This is a genomic window from Kitasatospora sp. NPDC057512 (genome assembly GCF_042802135.1).
Classification (GTDB): Bacteria; Actinomycetota; Actinomycetes; order Streptomycetales; family Streptomycetaceae; genus Kitasatospora.
On the sequence record NZ_JBHVET010000102.1, the window covers coordinates 1 to 16,175 of the forward strand.

The 16,175-nt window shown below is 71.9% G+C and carries 17 protein-coding genes; 10 read left to right on the plus strand and 7 right to left on the minus strand.

All coding sequences use genetic code 11. The features are described from left to right. Positions 1-97: 97 nt before the first annotated feature. Positions 98-766, minus strand: a complete 669-nt coding sequence (locus ACFU6K_RS10020; RefSeq protein WP_380662038.1) for a Tat pathway signal sequence domain protein — start codon at positions 764-766, stop codon at positions 98-100. A 599-nt stretch (positions 767-1,365) separates the two neighbouring features. Here ACFU6K_RS10020 and ACFU6K_RS10025 point away from each other — a divergent pair. From ACFU6K_RS10025 to ACFU6K_RS10040, 4 genes are all read left to right on the plus strand, one after another. Then, entirely contained in the window at positions 1,366-2,094 is a 729-nt protein-coding gene (locus ACFU6K_RS10025; RefSeq protein WP_380662040.1) for a TetR/AcrR family transcriptional regulator, read from the plus strand. Positions 2,095-2,280: 186 nt separating this feature from the next. Continuing rightward, positions 2,281-2,937 (plus strand): DUF6230 family protein, encoded by a 657-nt coding sequence (locus ACFU6K_RS10030; protein ID WP_049650672.1) that lies wholly within the window; start codon positions 2,281-2,283, stop codon positions 2,935-2,937. Between the two features lie 2 nt (positions 2,938-2,939). Further along, on the plus strand, positions 2,940-3,470 hold the full coding sequence (locus ACFU6K_RS10035) for a DUF6114 domain-containing protein (protein ID WP_380662042.1): 531 nt from the start codon (positions 2,940-2,942) through the stop codon (positions 3,468-3,470). A gap of 303 nt (positions 3,471-3,773) precedes the next feature. Then, the gene (locus tag ACFU6K_RS10040) at positions 3,774-5,015 is read left to right on the plus strand and encodes a globin domain-containing protein (protein WP_380662043.1); all 1,242 of its coding nucleotides are present in this window, start codon (positions 3,774-3,776) and stop codon (positions 5,013-5,015) included. A 42-nt stretch (positions 5,016-5,057) separates the two neighbouring features. On the opposite strand, the gene ACFU6K_RS10045 is transcribed toward ACFU6K_RS10040, so the two are convergent. Beyond that, on the minus strand, positions 5,058-6,461 hold the full coding sequence (locus tag ACFU6K_RS10045; RefSeq protein ID WP_380662045.1) for a selenium-binding protein SBP56-related protein: 1,404 nt from the start codon (positions 6,459-6,461) through the stop codon (positions 5,058-5,060). A gap of 416 nt (positions 6,462-6,877) precedes the next feature. Between ACFU6K_RS10045 and ACFU6K_RS10050 the strand changes: the two genes are divergently transcribed. Both ACFU6K_RS10050 and ACFU6K_RS10055 read left to right on the plus strand, forming a co-directional pair. Then, the gene (locus tag ACFU6K_RS10050; RefSeq protein WP_380662047.1) at positions 6,878-7,864 is read left to right on the plus strand and encodes an alpha/beta hydrolase; all 987 of its coding nucleotides are present in this window, start codon (positions 6,878-6,880) and stop codon (positions 7,862-7,864) included. A 134-nt stretch (positions 7,865-7,998) separates the two neighbouring features. After that, on the plus strand, positions 7,999-8,793 hold the full coding sequence (locus tag ACFU6K_RS10055) for a spermidine synthase (RefSeq protein WP_380662061.1): 795 nt from the start codon (positions 7,999-8,001) through the stop codon (positions 8,791-8,793). 302 nt (positions 8,794-9,095) lie between these two features. Here ACFU6K_RS10055 and ACFU6K_RS10060 read toward each other — a convergent pair whose 3' ends face one another. The 5 genes from ACFU6K_RS10060 to ACFU6K_RS10080 all read right to left on the minus strand — a co-directional run bounded on the left by ACFU6K_RS10060 (position 9,096) and on the right by ACFU6K_RS10080 (position 12,217). Then, positions 9,096-9,764, minus strand: a complete 669-nt coding sequence (locus ACFU6K_RS10060; protein ID WP_380662049.1) for a class I SAM-dependent DNA methyltransferase — start codon at positions 9,762-9,764, stop codon at positions 9,096-9,098. A 77-nt stretch (positions 9,765-9,841) separates the two neighbouring features. Then, positions 9,842-10,345, minus strand: a complete 504-nt coding sequence (locus ACFU6K_RS10065; RefSeq protein WP_380662051.1) for a hypothetical protein — start codon at positions 10,343-10,345, stop codon at positions 9,842-9,844. 239 nt (positions 10,346-10,584) lie between these two features. Further along, on the minus strand, positions 10,585-11,433 hold the full coding sequence (locus tag ACFU6K_RS10070; protein WP_380662052.1) for a helix-turn-helix domain-containing protein: 849 nt from the start codon (positions 11,431-11,433) through the stop codon (positions 10,585-10,587). A gap of 24 nt (positions 11,434-11,457) precedes the next feature. Beyond that, positions 11,458-11,982, minus strand: coding sequence for a DUF6879 family protein (locus ACFU6K_RS10075; protein ID WP_380662053.1), 525 nt, complete (start codon positions 11,980-11,982; stop codon positions 11,458-11,460). Continuing rightward, positions 11,906-12,217: a hypothetical protein gene (locus ACFU6K_RS10080; RefSeq protein WP_380662054.1), complete on the minus strand. Its 312-nt coding sequence runs from the start codon at positions 12,215-12,217 to the stop codon at positions 11,906-11,908. Before ACFU6K_RS10080 ends, ACFU6K_RS10075 begins: the two co-directional genes overlap by 77 nt. Before the next feature lie 526 nt (positions 12,218-12,743). On the opposite strand from ACFU6K_RS10080, the gene ACFU6K_RS10085 reads away from it, so the two are divergent. The 4 genes from ACFU6K_RS10085 to ACFU6K_RS10100 form a co-directional block, all read left to right on the plus strand. After that, positions 12,744-13,559 carry a class I SAM-dependent methyltransferase gene (locus ACFU6K_RS10085; protein WP_380662055.1) on the plus strand — a complete coding sequence of 272 codons (816 nt, stop codon included), beginning with the start codon at positions 12,744-12,746 and terminating at the stop codon, positions 13,557-13,559. A 202-nt stretch (positions 13,560-13,761) separates the two neighbouring features. After that, complete coding sequence (locus ACFU6K_RS10090; protein ID WP_380544087.1) at positions 13,762-14,427, plus strand: DedA family protein; 666 nt, start codon at positions 13,762-13,764, stop codon at positions 14,425-14,427. A gap of 112 nt (positions 14,428-14,539) precedes the next feature. Beyond that, on the plus strand, positions 14,540-15,211 hold the full coding sequence (locus ACFU6K_RS10095; RefSeq protein ID WP_380662057.1) for an O-methyltransferase: 672 nt from the start codon (positions 14,540-14,542) through the stop codon (positions 15,209-15,211). A 98-nt stretch (positions 15,212-15,309) separates the two neighbouring features. Further along, the coding region (locus tag ACFU6K_RS10100; protein WP_380662059.1) for a Gfo/Idh/MocA family protein at positions 15,310-16,175 on the plus strand (866 nt) is incomplete at its 3' end.

Here is a 16,175-nt window from a genome sequence, read left to right on the forward strand (position 1 = left end):
GGTCCGGGGGCCGGTCCGGCGCGGCGGCGGAGCGGCGTACGGCCCGGTGAGGGTGCCGTACGCCGCCGTCGTCAGGACGGGCCGTGGGGCCCCGGCGTCAGTTGACGAAGAGCGCCGGGCTGCCGGCGACGGAGCTGTCGAGGACCGGGCCGTAGGTGGCGCTGAAGTAGCCCGTCGCGAAGCACAGGCTCGGCCCGGAGGCCAGGGTGAACGGCTGGCCGGCGAAGCCGATGGTGTTGCCGGTGTTCGAGGTGGTGCCGTTGATCCCGGTGGTGTTCGTGTAGTTGCAGCTGATGCTGCCCAGGATGGTGTTGAGCACCACGGTGGTGCCCATCACGCCGGCCGCGCCGGGGGTGAGCTTGACCGGGTTGCCGGGGGCGTCGCTGACCGTGTTGGTGAACGGCAGGCTGGTGACCGTGACGCTCTTGACGCCGGTGACACCGATGACGTTGGAGGTGCAGGAGCCGAAGGTCTGGGTGTCGAGCCGCTCGACGGCGCTGCCCGGCGCGGCCGGGTTGGCGGTGACGGTCGCCGAGAAGGAGGAGGTGGCGCACTTGACGCCGGTCGACCCGGTGGCGCTGTTGTTGAAGTTCGCGGTGGTGCCGGAGACCAGGTTGGCGGTCAGGACGTCGCCGACGGCGACGGCCGGGCCGGCCGGACTGCCGGTGGTCAGGACCGCGCCGGCGGCCTGGGCGGGGGCGACTGCCGCGCCGGTGAGGGCGAGTGCGGCCAGGGCGGCGGTGGCGAGGGTGCGGCTGATGCGCATGAGGGTACCTCTCTCCGTCCGGTGGACGGGGGTGGGGGAAACCCGGCGTGCGGGTGTGGTGGTGTGCACGACGGGGGAGGGGCGTGGCGGTGCCGGAGGCTTCGCACCGGAGGGTTCGTACCGTTCTCCGGGCCGCTCTCCGGTCCTCACGCCGGATGCCTCGGCTCATGCCGAGGGCGGGCGGGCCCGGCGCCACGGGCCCGTCCGTGCGGTACGGCGGTGCGGACGTACGCGAGGGTGGGCGTACGGCGGTGCGGTCGAACTGCGGTGGTACGGCGGTGCGGTGGTGCGGCCTTGCGTACGGCCTCGGGTACGGCCCTGCGTGCGGCCTTGCGTACGGCCTTGCGTACGGACGGCGGCGTGGAACACCGCGGCACCGCGCCGTTCGGTCGGGGACGTGCGGTGCCGTCGGGGCCCTCGACGACTGCCACCGTCGCGGTCCCGTCCCCGCCGTGGTCCCGTGGCCCGGGCTTTCGCCCCGGTCCGCGGAGCCCCCGGAGGTCCGGCCGGTGGGCGCCTGCTGGCCCACCGGTTGGAAACCTGTCAGTGTTGTAAACCCGGTGTTCCATCAATGTCAATACAGGACACAGGAGTTGGTGATGGATCGGAAACACCTCCGCGGAACCGACGTGGTCCTGCTGCCGGGTGCCCGGACCGGCCGCGATCCGGCCCGCTCGATCAAGCCCGGCCCGCGCCGGCTGCCCGCCGGCGTGGTCGCCGCGACCCAGCGCGAGCGGCTGCTGGACGGGCTGGTGCGGACCGTCGCCGAGCGCGGCTACCAGCACGCGACGATCAGCGACATCTGCCGCGCGGCGGGCGTGACCAGGCCGGTCTTCTACGAGCTGTTCAACGGCAAGGAGGACGCCTTCCTGGCCGCGCACCGGCACGGCACCGGCGTGGTGATCCGGCGGATGGCGGCGGCCTTCGCGGCCGAATCCGACTGGTGCCGGGGCATCCGGAAGGCGCTCGGAGCGATGCTGCAACTGCTCGCGGGGACGCCTGCGTTCGCCACGATGGCGGTGATCGAGATCGAGGCGGTCGGTCCGGCCGGCCGCCGGGAGCGGGCCCAACTGCTCACCAGGTTCCGCTCGTTCTTCGCCGAGGTGCCCCAACTTCCGGGCGGGGTCGGGTCGAAGGAGATGGTGGACGCCGTGGTCGGCGGCGTCTACAGCGCGATCTACCGGCGGATCGACTCCGGCCGGACCGAACAACTGCTGGAGCTCCTTCCCCTGTTGAGCATGTTCTGCCTGTCTCCGTTCCTCGGCCCGGCGGAGGCGGCCGAGCGGCTGGGGGTGCGGGACTGGCCGAAGCGGGTCGCGGATTGGTGAAGATCCTTCGTGCACCTGTATTGACCCGGCCAATACCGGGCAGTAGCTTCCCAGTTACCTGCCGGCGCCGACCGGTCCGCCCCGCTGCCGAGGGGCGGACAGCCCGGTCGGGCCGGGGAACGCTGTCCGCGCCAGGACAACGTGCCAAGTGCCTGCACACCCATTCCACCCACAGGGAGCACACACATGGCCATGTCCGAGGACGCCGCCACGGCGGCCGAGACCCCGCAGACGCCGAGCGGGCCGAGAAGAGGACGGGTCCGGCTCAAGCGCAGCGCCCTGATGGCCGTACCGGCCATCGCGGCCGGTGGCGTCCTGATGGCGCTCACCGCCCAGGGCGTGCTCGCCGCCCAGTTCTCCATCTCCGGCATGCCGTTCACCATCACCGCCGACAAGCTGGACGGTGAGGGCTTCGCCCAGTTCGGCTCGCTGGACTCGATGATCCCCGACAGCCCCAACGCGGGCTCCACCGGCGGCCAGGTGCTGGTCGCGGTGTCGGCGATCAAGAAGGCCGAGATCACCAACCTGTGCCAGAGCGTCGACCTCGGCGGCATCAACCTGGTGATCCACGCGGGCGACGGCGGCACCCCCGTCACCGCCTCCGACCTCACCACCGACTCCGACATGCTGTCCGGCGACGCGGAGTTCAAGAACATCGAGATCGGCGGCGACGCCAGCACCTACACCAAGGCCGGCCCGGTCGGCAAGGGCAACCCCGGCGTGTTCGGCCAGCAGGCCGACCACGTCACGCTGACCCACCTGAACCAGCACAACTACGCGAGCACCGCCGTCGGGTTCAAACTGCCGAACCTGCGGCTGAGCTTCAGCTCCACGGGCTGCTGAGCATGGCGGAGTCCGTACCGGAGCCGGCCGGCACCGGCGAGGGCACCGCGGCACGGGCCGAGGGGGTGGCCGCCGAGGGGTCGGCGGCCGCGCCCGCCCAGGCCGTGGCGGCCCCCGTCGCCGAGCCCGCCGCACGCCCGGTCACACGCGACTGGCGGGGCCGGCGACCGTTCTGGGGCGGGCTGCTGGTGACACTCGGCGGCGCCGAGGTCCTGTTCACCCTGAAGGCCCCGCTGCCCGTCATCCTGCACATCGGGATGCAGGGGCTGGCCGGGTACCTGGTGCCCGCGGTGATGCTGCTGTGCGGCCTGCTGATCCTGTTCAATCCGGCGCAGCGGCTGTTCTACTCCATCCTCGCCGTGCTGGCCTCGCTGGCCAGCTGGGTCACCTCCAACCTGGGCGGCTTCGTGATCGGGATGCTGCTCGGGGTGGTCGGTGCCTGTCTCACCTTCGGGTGGCTGCCCGACCAGCCGCTGCGCCAGGGCCGGCAGCGGCGGCTGGAGCGCCGGGAGGCGCGCCGGGCAGGAGTCTGACGACGGCGGTGCCCCGGGTCCTGGTGGTAGGAGAGCACCGGGGCGCGGGGCACCCTTCCGTCCTCCCCGCCGTTGCGGGGGTGCGTGCGCGCGACGGGGTCCGTGTGCGCGACGGCGGTCCGTGTGCGCGACGGCGGTCCGTGTGCGCGACGGCGGTCCGTGCGCGCGGTGGCCGAAAAGGGTCCCGGTCCGGACGTACCACCGCAAGGGGTCGTTGGTCCCGGGTCCCTCCGGGGCGATCGGCCCTTCTCGCGTTCGGCGGCCCGGCGGTTCACTGGGCGGGACATGGACAACAGCAGCAGCATGAGCACTGGCACCGCCACCGCCACCGCCACCGCCGAGTACGACCGCCTGATCGCCCGTCATCACGCGATGCGCCTGCGACGCCAACTCCTCGCCCCCTCGTCCTCGGCCGGCGGCGACCTCGGGTGCAACGCGTACGGGGAGGAGGGCGGCTACGACGGCGCCGCGGACCAGCACGTCATCCGGCGCGACCTCGACCTGATCTCCCCGCTCGCGGACCTGATCGACCACCTCTACGCGGTGATGTTCGGCCACCGCCCGTACCTGCGACCGCTCTTCCCCGCCTCGATGGAGTTCCAGCAGCTCCACCTGGAACGGATCTTCCACCACCTGATCGACCACCTCGACCGGCCGGCCGAACTGGAGCAGACGCTCCGCCAACTCGGCCGCGACCACCGGAAACTGGGCGTCCGGCCGGTGCACTACGAGGCCTTCGAGGAGGCCCTGTGCGCGGCCGTCCGGCACCGCGCCGGCGAGCGCTGGACCGAGGAGCTGGAGGGCGCCTGGGTGCGGATGCTGCGCTTCGCCGTCGGCGCGATGGTGGCCGGTGCCGACTCGGCGCTCACCGAACCCCCGTACTGGCACGCCGTGGTGACCGGTCACGAGCGCCGCCGCCCCGACCTCGCCGTGCTGCGGGTGCGCACCGGCGAACCGTACCCGTACCGGGCCGGGCAGTACGGCACCGTCGAGCACCCGGCGCTGCCGCACACCTGGCGGCAGTACTCGATGGGCTGCGCCCCGCGCGCCGACAACGAGCTGGAGTTCCACGTCCGCCGAACCGCCCCCGGCGGGGTCAGCGCCGCCCTGGTCGAGCACACCGGCATCGGCGACCGGCTGCGCCTCGGCCCGCCGCGCGGCAGCCTGCTGCCCGACGGCGACCCCCGCGACCTGCTGCTGGTCGCGGGCGGCACCGGCCTCGCCCCGATGAAGGCGATCATCGAGCAGCAGACCGCCCACCGGCCGGCCGGCCGCCGGGTCCACCTGTTCGTCGGCGCCCGGGACCGCCGGGACCTCTACGACTGGCAGGCGCTGTCCGAACTCGGCCTGCACAAGCCGTGGTTGACCGTCACCCCGGTCACCGTCGGCGAACTCGCCGACACCGTCGCGACGGCCGGGGACTGGCGCGAGCACCTGGCCTGCGTCACCGGGCCGGCCGGCATGGTCGGCTCCGTCCGCACCCGGCTGACGGCGGCGGGGCTGCCGTCGGCGCAGGTGCGGTTCGACCAGGCGCTGTTCCGGTGACGTCTGCCTGGTCGGTGGCCTCGGGCCCGCCGTGGTGACGGCTCAGCGGAAGCAGTAGGAGTCGGAGGAGGCGTCGCCGCCCGCCAGATGGGTCTGGTGGACGCGCAGGCCCCGGAAGTCGGCGCCGTGCGGGAAGAAGCGCTCGTCGATGCTCAGCCCGCCGGCCTCCGGGTCGGCGTCCAGCTTGACCATCCAGGGCTCGATGCCGTCCGGGTAGAACTGGTCGTCCCAGGCGCCGTAGAGCGAGTTGGTGAGGTAGACCCGCCGGCCGTCCCGGCTGATCTCCACCATCTGCGGCGCCCCGCTCAGCGGACGGCCGGGCTCGGCCGGGTGCGGGGTGCGGGCGGTGATCCCGCCGAGCCGCACCGAGCCGGCCAGTCGGGGGTGGAACGGGTCCGAGACGTCGTACTGGAACAGCTCGCCGGTGCCCCAGGCGGACACGTACAGCCAGCGGTCGTCCACCGACAGGTTGATGTCGGTGACCAGCGGCGGCACCGCGCCGAACGGCCGCAGTGCGGGCGGCAGGTCCTCGGCCGCGGCCGGCTCGGCGGGGATCTCGATCACCTTGCGCGCGGTGAACGCCGGCCCCTCCCGGTACCAGAGCCAGACCGAGGAGGACAGGTCCTCGACGTTGGTGACCACCCCGGCGAACCCCCACTCCGCCTGCGGGTCGTGCGCCGGGCGCAGCTCCAGCACCATCTGGTACTGGTCGCCGAGGTCCACCCGCTGGAGGTGGCGGCCGGAGTCCAGCTCCCAGAAGTGCAGCGCGTGGCCGTACTTGCGCCCGAGCAGGAGCTCCGGCACCACCCCGCCCTCGACCATCGACGGGGTGCCCCACTCACTGGTGATGCCCACGTTGGTGCCCAGGTGCCACCACACGTCGTAGGCGAAGTGCTGCGGCCCGCGCTCGGTCTCCCAGGCGCGCAGCACCTCGAAGGTGGTGTGGTCGAGCAGCGCCACCCCGCCCGGGCCGTCCTCGCCCTCCGCGCCGCCCAGGCAGGAGAGGAAGACGCCGTCGGGGCCGCAGTGCAGGGTGTGCGGGCGCGAGTAGCCCGCCTTGGCGGCGAGCTCCTTCGCCTCCACCGTCTTGACCAGCCGCGGCCGGACCGGGTCGGGGTAGGTGTCCATCACGTGCAGCCGGGAGGAGCGCAGCCCGGGCAGCAGCAGGTAGCGCCGCTCCGGGTTCTCGTGGCAGGCGTGGGCGAGCGCGCTGGAGCAGGCGTTCCAGCCGAAGTGGTGCAACTCGTCCCCGAGAGTGGGCAGTTCGGCGAAGTTCAGGACCTTCCCGTAGCTCGCCGAGGCCGGATCGGTGTCGACGCTCAGCAACGCGTCCGGCCGCCGCCCCGACCGGTCGAACCCGGCCACGTACGCCAGCCTCTCCGGCGGGGCGGCGATCGCCTCGGCGGCCGAACGGTAGAGCGACGGATCGGTGTGCCCGTGCTGCATGCAAACTCCCCAACTCGCCTGGTCTGTCCGGGAAGCGTTCCACAGAACCACCGGCGCACAGCAGGCGCACGAGGAGCGGACGACTGCGCTTGCGGGGTGCACAACAGCATTCGCGGGGGCACCTTCCACGCCCCGGTCGTCCAGGCAGCACGGCGGCGTCCGGGCGCTGGACCGGAACGACGAGGCGGCCCAGGCCCAGGAGCACGCCCGCGGCATCTTCCCGGCACTCGGCGTGAAGCGGGCGGGCGCCCGGTGGCTGCGGGCTCCCGACACCGCCCGTGGCGCCGCGGCGTGGATCTACACGTAACGACCCACCGCCGAGCGGCCCGCGGCTACCGGCCGGTATGGTCGGGGGTGGAACGGGCGGTCACCTGCCGATACGGGCAGACAGAGCAGAGGACGGGTGCGGCGAGCAGATGGAGTTCCGTGAAGACATCCTGGGTGCCCCCTACGAGGCCGCCGAGCTGACGCTGCGGCCGGACGACGAGGGGCCGGTGTGCGCGACCCTCGTCCGGCGGCCGCTGCCCGGGGCGGAGCGCGCCGTGCTCTACATCCACGGGTACAACGACTACTTCTTCCAGACCAACCTCGCCGACCACTACGCCGCGCTCGGCTTCTCCTTCTACGCCCTCGACCTGCGCAAGTACGGCCGCTCCCTGCGCCCGCACCAGTCGCCGAACTTCGTCCGCGACCTCGCCGAGTACGACGAGGAGATCGACGAGGCGGTCCGGATCATCCGCGAGGTGGACGGGCACCGGCAGCTGCTGCTGAACGGGCACTCCACCGGCGGGCTGATCGGCGCTCTGTGGGCCGGCCGGCGCGCCGGGCGCGGCCTGGTGGACGGGCTGTTCCTCAACTCGCCGTTCCTGTCGATGCCGGCCGGGCCCGCGGTCCGGACCCTCGGCGGGCCCGCCGTGACGGCGCTCGGGCGGCTGGCGCCGACCCGCGTCCTGCCGTCCGCGCTCAACCCGCACTACACCCACAGCCTGCACAAGGACCACCAGGGCGAGTGGGACTTCGACCTCACCCTCAAGCGCCCCGAGAGCTTCCCGCTGTACGCGGGCTGGCTGTCGGCGATCCACCAGGGCCACCGGCGGCTGCACCGGGGACTGGGCATCGACGTGCCGGTGCTGCTGATGGCCTCGACCCGCTCCATCTCCACCACCAAGTGGCACAGCGCGCTGCACCACGCCGACGCCGTGCTGCGCGCCGACGACATCGCCGCGCAGGGGCCGCGACTGGGCCGGCACGTCACCATCGTGCGGATCAAGGGCGGCATGCACGACCTGGTGCTCTCCGGGGAGGCCGCGCGCACCGAGGTGTTCGCCGAGCTGGACCGCTGGCTCGCCGCGTACCTCGACGTCGAACCCGTGGCCGCGCGGCCGGTCGGAGAGCACGCGTGAGCCCCGAGCGGGACGAGCGGGACGAGCGGGACGAGCACGACTCGCGGGGCGAGCAGGACGAGCACGACTTGCGGGACGAGCTCGACGAGCCGGTGCCGGTCGGCCGCCGGACCGACCTGGGGTTCGCCAAGCTCATGCCCGACCTCGACCGGGACGGCGGCTGGCTGCTCACCCTGGACGGCACCCCGCAGTCCTACGTCGACCTCGCCGACCCGACCCACCTGGAGTTCGAGTACACCCGGCGCCTCGGCCACCTCGCCGACGCCCTCGCCCCCGCCGGGCAGCCGCTGGACGCGCTGCACCTCGGCGGCGGCGCGCTCACCCTGCCCCGCTACCTGGCCGCCACCCGGCCCGGCTCGCGGCAGCGGGTGGTGGAGGTCGACGGGCCGCTGCTGGAACTGGTCGCCGAACACCTGCCCTGGCAGGGCCCCGGCGCGGACATCACCGCGACCGTCGGCGACGCCCGGGCGGCCCTCGCCGCGACCCCGGCCGGCTCGCAGGACCTGGTGATCGCCGACGTCTTCCACGGCTCGCGCACCCCGGCCCACCTCACCTCGGTGGAGTTCCTGCGCCTGGCGGCGGCCGCGCTGCGCCCCGGCGGCTGCTACGCGGCGAACCTGGCGGACGGCCCGCCACTGGCCTTCGCCAAGGCGCAGGCGGCGACGGTGCGCGCGGTGTTCCCGTACGTCTGCCTGGTGGCGGAGGCGCCGGTGCTGCGCGGCCGCCGGTACGGCAACATCCTGCTGGCCGGCTCGACCGCGCCCCTGCCGGTGGCCGAGCTGACCCGGCTGCTCGCGGGCGACATCTTCCCGGCCCGGCTCACCGACGGGGACGACCTGGCCGCCCTGGTCGGCCGGACCGCCCCGGTCACCGACGCCGACGCCACCGACTCCCCGCCCCCGCCGGACGGCGCCTTCAGCATCGGCTGAGCCCTCGACTCACGGCCCTGCCACGGAAATCCGCTGGTCCCTCCCCGCCCGCGCCGGTAGCGTGCGGGGACGATCAAGGGAGGTGAGCCGGTGCGGCCGCTGCTCCTGCTGGACGTCGACGGACCACTCAACCCGTGCGCGGCGAAGCCCTACCGGCGGCCCGAGGGCTACCGGACCCACCGGCTGACGACACCGCGCTGGGAGGCGGCCGAGCGCCGCCGACTCACCGCCTGGGGCCTTCCCCACAAGGCCCCGAAGCCCCTGCGGGTCTGGCTGCAGACGGCTTCATTCGCAGGTGGTCGTCAGACGGCCGGGGTCTTGCCCGTAACGATCAGGGTTCCGATGTGCCCCTCGGTCGGGGCCTCCAGAACCTTCGCGTCAGCCGACTCGAATCCACTCTGCCGAAGCAGGCTGACCCACCTGCGCGGCGTGTAGGAGTAGCGGTACGTGTACAGCGCCCTCCCGGCGAACCCCCCTTTGTACATGCCCTGTGGGCCGTAGGCACCGGGGATGGCAGGGGGCTGCGAGAAGGCCAGGACGCCGCCGGGGTTCAGGCGGGAGGCGACAAGGGGGAACAGCTTCAGCGGGTCCGTGAACCAGACCGCTCCGAACACCGAGTAGACGGCGTCCCACGTTTCGTCGGCGCCGCTCAGGTAGTCCAGGACCTCGGCGCAGTGGATCTGGACGCCGGACGGCCCCCAGCGCTCCGAGACCTTCTCCACCATGACGGGCGAGAGGTCCACGCCTGTGGCCTTCACGCCCTGCTCGGCCAGCGTGGCCAGCGCACGGCCGGTGCCGCATCCGATCTCCAGCGCGCTGGTCGGTGACCCGAGCAGTTCGGGGCCGGGCCCGTGGTCGGCGTACTGGGTCCAGCGGAAGACCGGCCCGGCGTCGAAGACGTCGTCCTTGATGCCGGCTGCGTAGGTGTCCCAGAGTTCGCGCTCGGATTCGATGTTGTGCTGTGCGGGCAACGGACTTCCCTTGCTGAGGAGTTGGCAGGCGGGTGCCCCTACCCCAAGATACGAGGCAGGGGCACTCTGGTGTCCGGTCAGTGGCTGTCGGGGACCTTGTCGTCGCACGGGGAGCAGTTCGCCCCGTCGATCGCCCACAGTTCGGCGTCGGCGTCGAACCCGTTGCCGCGCAGGAACTCGGCGGTACGGATCACGGTGCCGTCGTTGCGTCGCTGGATCAGCGGGGCGTGGTGCTTGTACCGGCCGGCGTTGTACGCCTCGCAGACGGCGAAGTACACCGGCGTGTCCAGCAGGAGCTGGTGCACCCCGATGTCCACGATCTTGCCGACGCCCAGGTGCACCTGCGGGTGTTCCATGGCGGTGATCGTGTACGCGATGGCGTTGTCGAGGATGCGCTCGGCCATGTTGCGGACCATGGTGTTGTCGCGGAGCAGGAGCGCGATCTCGCGGTCGTACAGGTCGCCGGTGTTGCCGGGGCCCTCGAACACGTTGTACGTCAGCTCCTTGACGTACGGCCGGACCGCGTTGAGGAGCGCGCGGGGATCGCGGAACTTTCGTGTCCGCGGGCGCTTCCAGCGCAACGGTCATGGTTCGTTCCTCTCTTCTCGGTGGCGCACTGACTTGCGTGACCCGTCCGGAAGGACGGGGGTCTGTGTGGCCCGGCTCAGAACCGGACTTTGCGGCCGGGCATGGGGATGCCCTCCCATCGGACTTCGAGGGCGCGGTTACGACCTCTCGGAACTCACGGTTGGGGGTGCGTGATACACCGTAGAGAGACGACTACAGGCGGTGCCACGATCTTGCATCGTCTTGCACGGATTCACCCGAGCGCGTGGATTGCCTGCTCAATGAGGGTTCGAGCCTCGCAACCGTGCACCGCCATGCCGGAGAGGGCCTTGAAGGCCTTCGAGTATGCGGCGATCTCGGTTGGCGTCGTGATCTTGACGACGGCGGTCAGCAACTCGGCGTCCACCTGCCGGTCATCGAACATGTAGAAGGCTTCGAGCGGCCACATGACACGGGGGGCTTGGAAGGGAATCACCCCGAGACTGACGCGGGGCAGGGTCATGACCTCCAGCAGATGGCGGAGTTGATCCGCCATGGCCTCATCGTCGCCGAGCGGGTAGTAGAGGACCGTTTCCTCCAGGACGAGCGCGTACGTGCAGTTTCCCTGATAGAGATAGCGTCCACGCTGGAGTCGACTCTCGACGGCGGCCTCCACGTCGTTCGGAGTGTTCTGGAAGGCCGTGATGGTCTCCATCAGCGCACGAGCGTACTCACGGCGCTGGACGATCCCCGGCATGACATTGGAGCAGTACATCCGGATCTGCCGGCTGTTCGCGAACAGGGGCAGGATGGCCTCCTGGGCGTGCTTCATCCCCGTTCGATGAAGGCGCTTCCACTCGACGTACATCTCGTCGGCCGTACGGCTCGCGGCGACCAGATCCGCGGCCTGATCCTCTGCGCCGCAGGCTGTACACCATCGTTGGATGTCGTCTGAGGAAGGCGGGGTCTTGGCACCCGCGATGCGTGAGACCTTCGACTCGCTGAAGCCTGTTCGTAGGGCCAGATCATGCCCCGTGAGCCCGGCATCCTGCTGAAGTGCTTTCAACCTCTTGGCGATTGTCTCGCGGGCGCTTTGCGCGCTGGAGGAGGGAGACAGGGGCATGATCTGGCGGTCCTGCGTGCTGAATCAGACGGCGAACTTCTCGTGTTCCACTCCGCGCTCCCATACCGCTTCGAAGGCATTGGCGCAGAGCTCGACCACCGCCGGATCCTCGGAGTACTGCGGGTCCAACGCGGCCCCGGGCCCGTCGAACAGGTTGAAGCGAACGGCATGCCCGTCCACCAGCCAGAAGTCGTTGCCCGGCAGGGCAAGGCCCGAAGCCTCATTTCGGGGCAGCCAGCGAACCTGCTCTCCGATGGCCAGGTTCACGCTGGTGATGTGGTGCTCGTACCGCACGTAGTCCGTCACCGGCACCGAGACGACGCGGGCCCGGCGGACCTGAACGCCTCGGGCCACGGTACGGCGGACGAGCTCGCTCCACCCGCTCCAGTACTCCGAGTCGGGGTCGACATCGACGGCTTCGCCCCGGTGCCACTTGGCGAGTTCGGCGGCCTCCTCCGCGACGCCGTACTGGTCACGCAGTTCCAGGTGCACCGCCGTGCTCCTCGCCGAGTTCAGCATCTCGACGAAGCTGGGAACGCTCTGCCTCATCACACGCCCTCCTGAGAATCGGCACCATCCGGGCCGGAATCCGAAACACTCCCTCGTGCGACGGGATCGTGTTCTCGTGGTCCGGCCCGTGGCCCGCTGTGAGCACGCCAGCGATCGACGCCTCGTCGGCCAGGTAGCTCTGGACCAGCAAGTCCCCGATCCCCTCGTCCACCCAGACCGTCGGCCTGTTCCCCTGACCGGTCTCCGGGTCGATGCCAAAGAACCGTATCGCCATGCCGACCCCTCCTGTCACTCCACTTGCGCGATCTCGCATGGCTGTTGGTGCAGGAACCAGGATTGCGCGCAGGCAGAGAACCTGTCAGGCGTTTCACGTTCTGATGAGCCGCAAGCTCAACGGCCAAAGGTGGATCGCGGCAGCAACGGCCCAAGGTTTCAAGGGGACGCCCTGCCCGCCTCGACACTCAGAAAGGAATGAGGCCTCCGCGCAATATCACTTAGAGTAGTCAGTGGATGGGGTCCGGGCCTGCGCGAGGTCACCGCGTTCCATCAGGTGTTTGCCGGTGTGCTGGAGTGCGAAGTCCAGGAGTTCCGGGTGCCGGGTTCGGTCCGGTCGATGGTTGGCGTCGTAGAGCTCCACTAGTCAGTGAGTCGGCGCGTCGGCGGGAGGGGAGGTGTGGACGGGGTGTCAGAATCGGCGGGTTCATGCCCATGACGGGAACACGGCGGGTACTCGACGGAACGCGACGGAACGCGACGGAGCGCGTCGGACCGCGACGGGACCACGTCCGAAGGAGCGAGCGATGAGTGGCGGCGGGGAGCGGCCGGAGCTGGGGCGGGTGCCGGAGACGGCGCTGTGGACGCTGTGGCACCGGGCGGTGGAGGCGCGGCGGCCGGACACGGTGCTGCCGGACCCGAAGGCGGTCGAGCTGGTGGACCGGATCGACTACCCGTTCGCGGCGCGGTTCGGGGAGAACGCGCTGGTGAGCCAGCTCCAGGCGCTGCGGGCGGCCTGCTTCGACCGCGAGGTGGCGGACTTCCTGACCCGCTGCCCGCGCGGCACCGTGGTCGGGCTCGGGGACGGCCTGGAGACCCAGGCCTGGCGGGTCGACAACGGGCGGGCGAGCTGGCTGTCGGTGGACCTGCCGGAGACGGTCGCGCTGCGGCGGCGGCTGCTGCCGCCGGACGAGCGGCACCGGATCGTCGCCCACTCGGCCACCGACCCGGGCTGGATGGACGAGGTGGACCCGTCGAACGGGGTGCTGATCAGCACCGAGGGCCTGCTGATGTACCTGCGGCCGCAGGAGGTCCGCGCGCTGATCGCGGCCTGCGCCGAGCGCTTCCCAGGCGGGGCGATGGTGCTGGACGCGGTGCCGCGCTGGTTCAGCCGGCGGGCCGTCGAGGGCAAGCTGCGGGACCGGCACTACCAGGCGCCGCCGATGCCGTTCGGGATGGACGCGGACGAGCGCGGCGGGCTGGCCACCGCGCACCCGGGGATCACCGACGTGCGCGAGGTGTATCCGGAGGGCGGGCGATGGCCGGTGAGCGCCCTGTTGCCGCTCGCGCGCCGGATCAAGCAGCGCCCGTCCGTGGTCGCACTGCGTTTTGCCGAATCTTGAAGAAACGGTGGTCGACCTGGAACCATGGCGCGGGGGCGTACGTCGTAACCACGGGTGATCGGTCGGGGGGACAGGCCGCCCGGCACGTTAGGCTCGTTTCCGGGGGAGCGGCCTGGGTGCCGCCATCGGATGAACTGCCGGGACGGGCACGCGGCTCCAGGGAGAGCGCGGCCGGTCCCGTCCTGCCACGGAGGGACTGGCCTTGCACATCGACGCCTGGATCGAGGGGATTCCGCCGACAGCGGTGTACGCCGTGGTCGGTCTGATCATCGGGCTGGAGTCGCTGGGCATTCCGCTGCCCGGCGAGATCGCCCTGGTCACGGCGTCCCTGATGGCGGTCAAGGGTGTGGTGAGCCCGTGGGGCGTCGCCATCTGCGCGATCGCCGGCGCGATCATCGGCGACTCGATCGGCTACTCGATCGGGCGCAAGGGCGGCAAGCCGCTCTTCGAGAAGCTGGGACGCAAGTTCCCCAAGCACTTCGGGCCCTCCCACCTGGCCACCGCCGAGCGCTCCTTCCAGAAGTGGGGCATGTGGGCGGTCTTCTTCGGCCGGTTCATCGCCCTGCTGCGCATCTTCGCCGGTCCGCTCGCGGGCGCGCTGAAGATGCCGTACTGGAAGTTCCTGATCGCCAACGTGCTGGGCGGCGTGGTCTGGGCCGGCGGCACGACGCTGCTGGTCTACAAGGTCGGTAAGAGCATCGAGCCCTGGCTGGCCCGGTTCTCCTGGGCGGGCCTCGGGGCGGCCCTGGTGATCGGCCTGCTCTCGGCCTGGATCATGAAGCGCCGTGCCGCCAAGACGCACGCCAGGATCGAGGCGGAGGAGGCCGCCAAGGCCGCCGCCGCGGCCAAGGAGCCGGTCGCCGACTGACCTCCCGTACGGCCGGGTCGCACCGGCCGTCCACAACCACCGTCGTGGTGCCCTCGGGCCCTCGGAGTAGCATCGGCCGGGTAGCTGCCGATCTTGCACTCTGGAGGGCCCGATGTCTTCGCAGCCGACCTGGGACGCCGTGGACGCCTACTTCTCCGAGCAACTGGTCGGGCACGACCCGGTGCTGGAGGACGCCACCGCCTCCGCCGACGCGGCCGGGCTGCCGCAGATCGCGGTGGCCCCCAACCAGGGCAAGCTGCTCCACCTGCTGGCACTGACCCAGGGCGCGAAGCGGATCCTGGAGGTCGGCACGCTCGGCGGCTACAGCGCGATCTGGCTGGCCCGGGCGCTGCCCGCGGACGGCACCCTGCTCACCCTGGAGCTGGACCCCCGGCACGCCGAGGTCGCCCGGGGCAACCTGGCGGCCGCCGGGCTGGCCGGGGTCGCCGAGGTGCGGGTCGGCCGGGCCGCCGACTCCCTGGCCGAGCTGGTCGAGCAGGGCGTGGAGCCCTTCGACCTGGTCTTCATCGACGCCGACAAGCCGAGCAACCCGGAGTACTTCCGGCGGGCGCTCCAGCTGACCAGGCCCGGCTCGCTGATCATCGTCGACAACGTGGTGCGCGGTGGCGCGGTCGCCGACGCGGACAGCACCGACCCGGCGGTGGTCGGCACCCGGGCGCTCCACGAGCTGATCGCGGCCGAGCCGACGGTCACCGCGACCTCGGTGCAGACGGTCGGCAGCAAGGGCTACGACGGCTTCACCCTGGCCCGCGTCCGGGGCTGACCCCGGAGCGCGACGCGAGCACAGGGCGGCGCCGCGACGGAACACGAACGCGACGGAACACGGGCGTCGCGACGGAACACGAAGGAAACGGAGAGATCGTGCGGATCGGACTGCTGGGAACCGGCCCCTGGGCGGAGCGGGTGCACGCGCCCGTCCTGGCCGAGCACCCCGGGCTGGAGTTCACCGGCGTCTGGGGCCGCCGACCGGAGGCGGCCGAGGCGCTGGGCGCCGCGCACGGCGTGCCCGGGTACGCGGACCTGGACCGGCTGCTGGCCGAGGTGGACGCGGTCTCCATCGCGCTGCCCCCGACCGTGCAGGCGGGCCTCGCGGTGCGGGCCGCCGAGGCGGGCTGCCACCTGCTGCTGGACAAGCCGGTCGCGCTGACCGTGTCGGACGCCGAGGCGGTGGCCGAGGCGGTGCGCGAGCACAAGGTCGCCTCGGTGGTCTTCTTCACCGTGCGCTTCGGCGGCGAGCAGATCCCGTGGATCGAGCGGCAGGCGGAGCTCGGCGGCTGGTTCACCGGCCGCTCGGACTGGCTCGGCTCGGTGTTCGCGCCCGGCAGCACCAGCCCGTACGCGGCCTCGCCGTGGCGGGTGGAGAAGGGCGCGCTGTGGGACGTCGGCCCGCACGCGCTGTCCGTCCTGCTGCCGGTCCTGGGCGACGCGACGCACGTGACGGCGGCGGCCGGCCCGCTGGACACCGTTCACCTCGTGGTACGCCACGCCGGCGGCGCCTCCAGCACGCTCGCGCTCAGCCTGACCGCGCCGCTCGCGGCCGGCGGGACGGGCATGGAGCTGCGCGGCGAGCACGGCGTGGTGCAGCTGCCCCCGCGCGGCGAGGGACCGGTCGCGGCGCTGCACCGGGCGCTGGACGCCCTGCGGGCCTCGGCGGCCTCCGGCGAGCCGCACCCGTGCGGCGCGGACTTCGGCCTGCGGGTGGTGGAGATCCTGGTCGGCGCCGAGCC